We start from the raw sequence: 7,440 nt of genomic DNA, 5'->3' as shown, positions 1-7,440 counted from the left end.
TCCCCCCACCCCCGGTCGACCCGGCCGGACCCTCAGCCGGACACTGCGCGCGCGACGTCCTCCACGGTGTGCACGGGGGTCATCGCCCCGGCGGCCATCGGTTCGTAGTCGGCCGTCGAGTAGCAGCCCGACCCGTGCACCACGATGTCGCGCCCCTCCTCGACCAGGCCCCGGTCGATCGCGTTGCACACGCCGGTCAGCGCCATCACCAGCGACCACTCGCGCAGCGTGCGCAGGTCGGCGGGCAGCCGGTCCCCGCCCAGCAGCACCCGCAGCGCCGGGTACCGGGCGACGCACTCGGCCAGCGACACCACGACACCGTCCCCGCCGAAGGTGGCGATCAGCTCGTTCATCGCGGGCGAGGTGATCGGCCGGCGGGTGTAGAAGGTCGGGTCGAGCACCTCGTCCGGGTCGTAGGTGACCTCCGGGAACCTCGGGTCGGCGGTCTGCCGGTGCAGCCCGGTGCCCGGGTCGAACCGGTAGTCCGGCCGGTGGGCGTGGTCGAAGTCGCCGTGCCGCAGGTTGACCACCATGTCGGGCGTGCCGAGGTGCTGCACGAGCAGGCTCGCGGGCCGGGTCGACCGGGTCGCCAGGCCGAGGTCCTCCAGCACCGCACGGCCCTGGTGGTAGCCGAGCAGGCCGAACGCGCTGGACACCGCGTGCGCGTGCAGCCGGGGCGCCGCGCCGGTCGCGTCGGTCGGGTCGACCTGGTGCTCGAAGAACGCGCGCGCCACGTCGGCGGTCAGGTAGTTGCCCAGTTGCAGGGAGAACCAGACGTTCAGGCCGTCCCGGCGCAGCGCCGGGGCGTACTGGTCGACGTACTCGCGGCCCAGCGGCTTGACCCCTTCCGGGTTCGCGCCGCCGTAGAGCAGCAACGGGTTGAGCGCGCGCAGGCGGTCGTCCTCGGACAGCCGGCTGGCCCGCAGCTTCTGCCGGCACGACGCGGGCGCGAGCACGACCACGCGGAGCTGCTCCGGCTCGACCAATCCCGCGTCGATGGCCCTCAACACGGCGTCGCGCAGCGCGACGCCCTTGTTCGCCGACGTCGGCGAGAAGATCACGACCGGTTCGCCGGTGCGGCGGACGTACTCCACCGCGCGGGCCACGATCAGCAGCGAGGCGAACGTCTTGGTGGTGCCGGTGCCGGGGTTGCCGGTCAGGTCGAGCAGCGTGAGCCGGTGGCCGCCGTACTCGCCCAGGGGCAGCCACTGCGCCGTGGCCGCCGCCAGGAAGTGCCGGACGCGGTCGTCCAGTTCGGGCAGTGCGAACCCGGGCGAGAACGCGGCCGGGTCGGCGGTGAGCGGCTCGCGGTCGGGCACGGCGCGCTCGATGGCCTTGGGCAGCAGGTCGTAGAAGTCGGTGAGCAGGTTCGCGGAACCGCCGGGCGCGGGCGCCGGGGTGCCCGCCGTCGCGGGTGCTGTCGTCGCGGGTGCTGTCGTCGCGGGTGCTGTCGTCGCGGGTGCTGTCGTCGCGGAATTCGGCATCAGACCGGCATCTCCACTCCACCCCGTTGCCGCGCGGGCGGTTCGCCGCGCAGTCGCTCGCGTAATCCGTGCAGCCGCGCGGCGGCCACGGCGAAGTCGTCGACCGCGATCGCGTCGGCGAACTCGGGCAGGTGCTCGGCGAGGGCCGGCGCGAAGACCACCCGGCCGCCGTCGACCACGACCCCGTCCGCCGCCGCCGCGCGCTGGTTGAACGCGACCGCCTCGGCCTGCCCGACGCCGGCGGGCAGGCGCAGCGCGACCGACGCGCCGGTCACCGTGACCGGGTAGCCGCCCGGCAGGCCCAGCGGTCCCGGCAGGTTCGTCTCCAGCACCGCGCCGGTCAGCACCGCGTCCAGCAGCGCGGCGGCGGCGACGCCGGTGATCTGGTTGAGCTGCGTCCGTTCGGCATCCCGCAGCGCGGCGACCAGGTCGGCGGGCGCGGCGACCGGGTCGCCGCCGTGCCACGCCCGGACCTCGTCCTGTCCCTCGGCGGGCGCGTGCAGGTGGACGTGGTGGGCGAGCAGCCGCAGCGCCGACTGGTCCGGCAGCCCCAGCGCGACCTGCGCGCCGGCGGCAAGCGCCGCCACGTTGCCGATGCCGCACAGCACCGGCACGCCCGACGCCGCGAGCAGCGGGTTGACCGCGTCCGGGAAGCACCCGTTGACCAGCCACGCGCCCCCGGGCAGCGCCCGCCCGGCGCGCAGCGCGAGTTCCGCCTGGAACGGCAGCGTGATCCCGTAGCCGGCGCGGTCGACCAGACCGGTCCACGCGGACGGCGAGGTCAGCCGTTCCCAAGGGGACTGGCTGGACGCGCAGACCAGCGCCCCGGCCACTTCGGCCAGCGGTTGTTCGAGTTCTCCGGTGAACGGTGTGAAGCGGGCACCGCCGCGTCCTCGCGCCGCCGCGCGGGCGTTCGCGATGAAGCACATCCGCCCGGTCTTGAGGGGGTCCCGGCCGATCACCACCACCTCGACGGGCACGCTCGCCGTCACCGCCAGCGAGTGGCAGACCGCGCGGGCGAGGTCCCCGGTGCCGATGACTGCGATCCTGTGCACGTGCGCGCCCCCCAAGCAGCGTCGCGCTCTCCCCAGAGACTGCCGCGCCACGCTCGGCCGGCCCGAAACCGGCTGTTCGTCGCGTGTTCACGGATGCTACATACGACCGGCCTGCGCTGGAAGGTCTGCCTTCGGCGGCTGCGGGCGAGTACGCTCCGGACCGGTTGCGCGAGGTTGGGGGGCTCGATGACGACCACCGAAGTCGCGGCGGCACTGGCCGTGCTGCGCTGCTACAGCGGCTCGCCCGACGCCCGGATCGTTGATTCGGCAGTGCCCTCAAGCGCTCTTGACGACCTGACCGGCATCCCGCGCGAGGCGCGGCTCGTGGTCGTGGACGGACGCCCGCGCCTGGTGTTCGACGGCGTCGAGGTGCCGGAGGCGTTCGCCCGCTGCATGGCGGAGGACCTCGCCGCCGCCGTCGAGCGGCTGCGCGCCGACCCGGCCGCCGACCCGCTGCCGGAGACCGCCGCGCACCGCCTCGCGCCACCGGCGCAGCCGCCCGGCGGGGACGTCGAGCGGTCCATCCCGGAGGTGTTCTGGGAGCAGGTGGACCGCTGCCCCGACCGGCCCGCGCTGATCGGTGGCGCGGGCGCGCTGTCCTACCGGGAACTGGGCGAGCGGGTGGCGGGGTGCGCGACCCTGTTGCGCGACACCGAACCCGGCAGCCGGGTGGGCCTGCTGCTCGACCACGGGCCGGACACCGTCGTCGCCGTCCTGGCCGTGCTGGCGGCCGGGTGCGCCTACGTGCCGCTCGACCCGCGCTACCCGGCACCGAGGCTCGCCGCGATGGTCGCCCAGGCCCGCGTGTCGGTGATCCTGACCGCCGCCGCGCACCGCGCGCTAGCGGACGGCTACCGGACCCGCGTGCTCGACCTCGCCGACGCGCCGGCGTCCGCGCCCCGGCCGGGGCACCGGTCCGCGCCCGGCGCGACCGCGTACGTCCTGCACACCAGCGGTTCCACGGGCGTGCCGAAGGGTGTCGCGCAGACCCACCGCAACGTGCTCCACCAGGTTCGCCTGCACCACCACAACCTTCGCATCACGGCGGACGACCGGCTCAGCGTGGTCTCGTCGTTCAGCTTCGACATGGCCGTCACGGACATGTTCTCCGCCGTGCTGACCGGCGCGTGCTGCGTGCCGGTGGACGTCCGCGCGCTCGGGCTGGTCGGGCTCGCCGAAGCGTTGCGGGAGCACGGGATCACGGTCTACCACTCGACGCCGACCGTCTTCCGCTACCTGGGCGACTGCCTGGCCGGCACCGCGCTGCCCCGCCTGCGCGCCGTCGTGCTGGGCGGTGAACCGGTCACCCGCGCCGACTTCGACCGCTGCCGCGCGCACCTGCCGCCGCACGGCGTGCTGGTCAACGGCTACGGCGCGACGGAGATCAGCTTCGCCGTCCAGAACCACCTGCCGCTGGACGCCGAACCCGGTGGCGGGCAAGGGGTGCTGCCGATCGGGTGGCCGCTGCACGGGACGCGGGTGGACCTGGTCGCGCCGGACGGGTCACCGGCCGCCGTCGCGGGCGAGATCGTGATCACGAGCGACCACCTGGGGTCCTATTGGGACGATCCGGGTCCTTCGCGGTTCGACACCGACGAGGCGGGCGTGCGCCGCTACCGGACCGGCGACCTCGCCCGCCGGCTGCCGGACGGCCGGCTGCTCTACCTGGGCCGGCTCGACCGGCAGGTGAAGGTGCGCGGCCACCGGGTCGAGCCCGCCGAGGTGGAGGCGGTGCTGGACGGGCTGCCCGGTGTCGGCCGCGCCGTCGTGGTCGCGGACGGGCGCTCCGGCGAGCAGGTGCTGCGCGCGTTCGTCACGGACGCGGGCGGGCTGCGCGCCGACGAGGTCCGCCCGGCCGTCGCCCGCGTGCTGCCCGACCACCTGGTGCCGGCGGTGGTCGACGTGGTCGCCGACCTCCCGCTGACCCCGACCGGCAAGGTCGACACCGCCGCGCTGCTGGCCCGCTTCCCGTGCCACCCCACCGACTCCGCCGCCCCGACCGACGCCGGTCCCGGCCTGGAAGCCCGGATCGCGGCGGTGTGGGCCGAGGTGCTGGGCCGGGGCGGGTTCGGGCCGGACGACCGGTTCTTCGACGTCGGCGGCCACTCCCTGACCGCCGCGACCGTCCACCACCGACTGGTCGGCAGCTTAGGCCGGGACTTCCCGCTGACCGCCCTCTACGCCCACCCGACCGTCGCGGGCCTGGCCGAGTACCTGCGCACGGGCGGCGGCACCGCGCCGATCGCCCCGGTGGCCGACCGGATGGCCCGCCGCCGCCGGGACCGCGCCCAGCGCGGCGACCGCCGCTGAACGCCGGACCCCGGGTTTCGGCGCAGGCGAGCCACCGAGCGCTGCGGCCGGCGAGCCCCGGACCGGTCGGGGTCAGGGGGCGCAGGCGCTGGTGAGCGCCGCCACCTGGTCGGCCTTCGTCGCCAGCCAGGCCGCCGGGCGGCCCACCAGGTCGTCCACCGTGACGTCGCGCAGCGTGGCGGCGAGCGCGGACACGGCCTGGGTGACGGTCGTGTCGGCGGCGGACGCGGCGAGCTCGCCCAGCGACGCGGCGGCGGCGTGCGCGCTGTCCACCGCGCGTTCCGGCGAGGTCACGTCGAAGACCTGCGACGCCCGGCTGAGCGCGTCGGTGCACACCTGCACGGTGGTCGCGGTGTCGGCGACCGCGTTGGCGGTGTCGGCGACGCTCTGCGCGGCACCGCACCCGCCCACGACGACGGCGAGGGTGGCAGCGGACAACGCGAGTGCGACGTGGGAACGCATCAGGACTCCTCCGGCTCATCCGAACCGGAGGTCTCCCCGGTCGTCGCAAGGCGACGACGTCGTGACCGAGCCGCTGTGGAGCGGCCGTAATGACGATCACGAACCGGGCGGGTACTCCCCTCCGCACCACCAGCATCCGGGAGAGCCGCCACCACGTCAAGCGACCGGCCCCGACCACCGCTTCGGCATTCCGTGGCAACCTCCCGGCCCGCCGCACCACCGCCCGCCGGCCGTGCCGCGCCCGGTCAGCCGGAGGCGTCGCTGCGCGGCACGGGGCACTGGCCACCCGGTGTGGTCGACAGCTCGAAGTGCCACATCTCGTTGGCGTAGGTCTGGCACAGCCCGTACTCCGCGCCGTTGCGGACGAGCCAGTCGGCGGCGTCGGTCGGGCCGATGTCGATCGCCTGGCCGACCACGTGCTTGGACGTCTCCGGCGTGCTCACCAGCCGCCGCGCCTCCGCGAGGCTGCCGTACCGGGTCACCGCGTCGTCCAGCAGGCGCTGCTGGTAGGGCTTGCTGCGCCAGCCCGACGTCACGCGCAGCTCGACACCGGCCGCGCGGGCGTCCTCGGCCGCCTTCCGCACGGCGGCCAGCAGGTCGGGGTCGAGCTTGCGGATCGCGGCGTGACCGACCTCGGACAGCGCGATGCTGCCGTTGTCGGGGATGCTGCCGTCCTCCTCGGCACGGCCGGCGGCGTGCCCGTTCGCGGCCCTCCCGGAGAACTCGGCCGCGCAGCCCGACAAGGCCACGGCGAGCACCCCGACCACCGCCAGCACCCGCCGGCCACCGCCCACACGATCCCCAATGCTGTACATCGCTTCCTCACCGGTAGAGCCGCACCTGACACCTCCGACCCTGTCCGGGCGATGTCCCCGCCCGATCCACGCGATGTCCGCGTTCCGCTACGAACCCGTCCAGCCGGGCCGTGCGCCCGCCCCGAGGGCGAGGCCGCACCCGGCGACCGCGACGGCCACGACGGCGACCGCGATCGTCACGGGCGTCGGCAGCAGACCGACCGCCGGCGAGCCGGCCACGAACCCGGCTCCTGCACCACGAACACCAGCGAGAACCCCTCGGCCCAGCGGTCGGCGGGCACGGCGCGCTGGAGTTCGGTGGAGGCGACGGCACCCAGCGGCGCGGTGGCCAGGCCGATCAGCGCGGTGCCGGCGAGCAGTCCGGGCCAGGTCGGGGCGGCCGGCAGGGTGAGCGCGCCGGCCGTGAACGCGCCCAACAGGACGACCGCCCGCGTGCGCGCGGCCGAGCGCGTTGCCAGGCCCCGCCACGCGTAGAACGCGCCGCCGACCACGCTCGCCAGGCACAGCGCGATCGGCACGGCGGGTGACGCCGCCGGGTCGGCCCCGATCCGCTGCACGAGCGGCACGGCGCGACCTCGACCGTGGACAGCAGGTGCCCGGTCGCGTACGCGGTGGCCGGCCGGCCTGCGGCCGAGCGCCACGGCAGCCGGGTGCCGGTCGCCGGGCGCGGCGTCCCGCCGGATTCGCCGCGTGGCACGAGCAGCGCGGACAGCAGGCAGGACGCTCCCATGACCAGCGCCGGCACGACGGGGTGGACCAGGGCCGCCGCGCTCGCCAGGACCGGCCCGGCGACGAGCACGCACTCGAACACGATCATGTCGAGGGCCACCGCCCTCGGCAGCGCGGCGGGCGGCACCGCGCGGGCGAGCAGGGTGCGGAAGCCGCCCGCGACCCCTTCGCCGACCACCCCGGGCAGCACGACCGCGGCGGTCAGCACCGGGCCGGACGCCCCCAGCGCCGAGGCCGCCGCCACCCCGCACAGCCCGGCCGCCGCGACCACCAGGGCGGGCTTGAGGCCCCTCCCCGGCCCGACGCGGTCGAACAGCCGGCCGAGGGGCACCGCGCCGACCAGCTCCGCCGCGACGAACACGGCCATCATCAGCCCGCCGAGCCGGTGGGAGCCGGTGGTGGCGGTGGTCGGCAGGGTGAACGCGAGCGGGGCCATGGCCAGGGGCAGGCGGGAGAGCTGGGCACCGGCCGACCAGCGGCAGTAGGCCCTGGTGCGCAGCGGGTCCGGGACGACGTGGGTCACGTGGCCACGGTGCGCGGCCCGGTCCCGCCGGCACACTGCTTCGGACATGGCCGTATCCGGGA

Annotated in this window: 7 protein-coding genes; 1 reads left to right on the top strand and 6 read right to left on the bottom strand. The window is 75.8% G+C overall.

Annotated elements, in window-relative coordinates; all coding sequences use genetic code 11:
- Positions 1-32: 32 nt before the first annotated feature.
- Both AB0I60_RS18980 and AB0I60_RS18975 read right to left on the bottom strand, forming a co-directional pair.
- Positions 33-1,484: a DUF6002 family protein gene (locus AB0I60_RS18980; protein WP_360731489.1), complete on the bottom strand. Its 1,452-nt coding sequence runs from the start codon at positions 1,482-1,484 to the stop codon at positions 33-35.
- Positions 1,484-2,539, bottom strand: coding sequence for a hypothetical protein (locus tag AB0I60_RS18975; protein WP_360731487.1), 1,056 nt, complete (start codon positions 2,537-2,539; stop codon positions 1,484-1,486). Before AB0I60_RS18975 ends, AB0I60_RS18980 begins: the two co-directional genes overlap by 1 nt.
- Positions 2,540-2,725: 186 nt before the next feature.
- On the opposite strand from AB0I60_RS18975, the gene AB0I60_RS18970 reads away from it, so the two are divergent.
- Positions 2,726-4,849, top strand: a complete 2,124-nt coding sequence (locus tag AB0I60_RS18970; protein ID WP_360731485.1) for a non-ribosomal peptide synthetase — start codon at positions 2,726-2,728, stop codon at positions 4,847-4,849.
- Positions 4,850-4,921: 72 nt separating this feature from the next.
- On the opposite strand, the gene AB0I60_RS18965 is transcribed toward AB0I60_RS18970, so the two are convergent.
- From AB0I60_RS18965 to AB0I60_RS18950, 4 genes are all read right to left on the bottom strand, one after another.
- The gene (locus tag AB0I60_RS18965) at positions 4,922-5,311 is read right to left on the bottom strand and encodes a bacteriophage spanin2 family protein (protein WP_360731483.1); all 390 of its coding nucleotides are present in this window, start codon (positions 5,309-5,311) and stop codon (positions 4,922-4,924) included.
- Positions 5,312-5,556: 245 nt separating this feature from the next.
- Positions 5,557-6,105, bottom strand: coding sequence for a M15 family metallopeptidase (locus AB0I60_RS18960; protein ID WP_360731482.1), 549 nt, complete (start codon positions 6,103-6,105; stop codon positions 5,557-5,559).
- A gap of 197 nt (positions 6,106-6,302) precedes the next feature.
- Positions 6,303-6,542, bottom strand: coding sequence for a hypothetical protein (locus tag AB0I60_RS18955; protein ID WP_360731480.1), 240 nt, complete (start codon positions 6,540-6,542; stop codon positions 6,303-6,305).
- Positions 6,464-7,378, bottom strand: a complete 915-nt coding sequence (locus AB0I60_RS18950) for an MFS transporter (protein WP_360731479.1) — start codon at positions 7,376-7,378, stop codon at positions 6,464-6,466. The genes AB0I60_RS18955 and AB0I60_RS18950 overlap by 79 nt, the downstream gene beginning before the upstream one ends.
- Between the last annotated feature and the right edge of the window lie 62 nt (positions 7,379-7,440).

Source organism: Actinosynnema sp. NPDC050436, assembly GCF_040655415.1.
In the GTDB taxonomy this organism is placed as follows: domain Bacteria; phylum Actinomycetota; class Actinomycetes; order Mycobacteriales; family Pseudonocardiaceae; genus Actinosynnema.
The sequence above is the reverse complement of the archived record's forward strand: the minus strand, read 5'-3'. Positions and strand labels throughout refer to the sequence as shown.

Coding starts and splice junctions, on each gene's coding strand:
- AB0I60_RS18980 (WP_360731489.1), bottom strand. CDS start 1,484: ATGCCGAATTCCGCGACGACAGCACCCGCGACGACAGCACCCGCGACG.
- AB0I60_RS18970 (WP_360731485.1), top strand. CDS start 2,726: ATGACGACCACCGAAGTCGCGGCGGCACTGGCCGTGCTGCGCTGCTAC.
- AB0I60_RS18965 (WP_360731483.1), bottom strand. CDS start 5,311: ATGCGTTCCCACGTCGCACTCGCGTTGTCCGCTGCCACCCTCGCCGTC.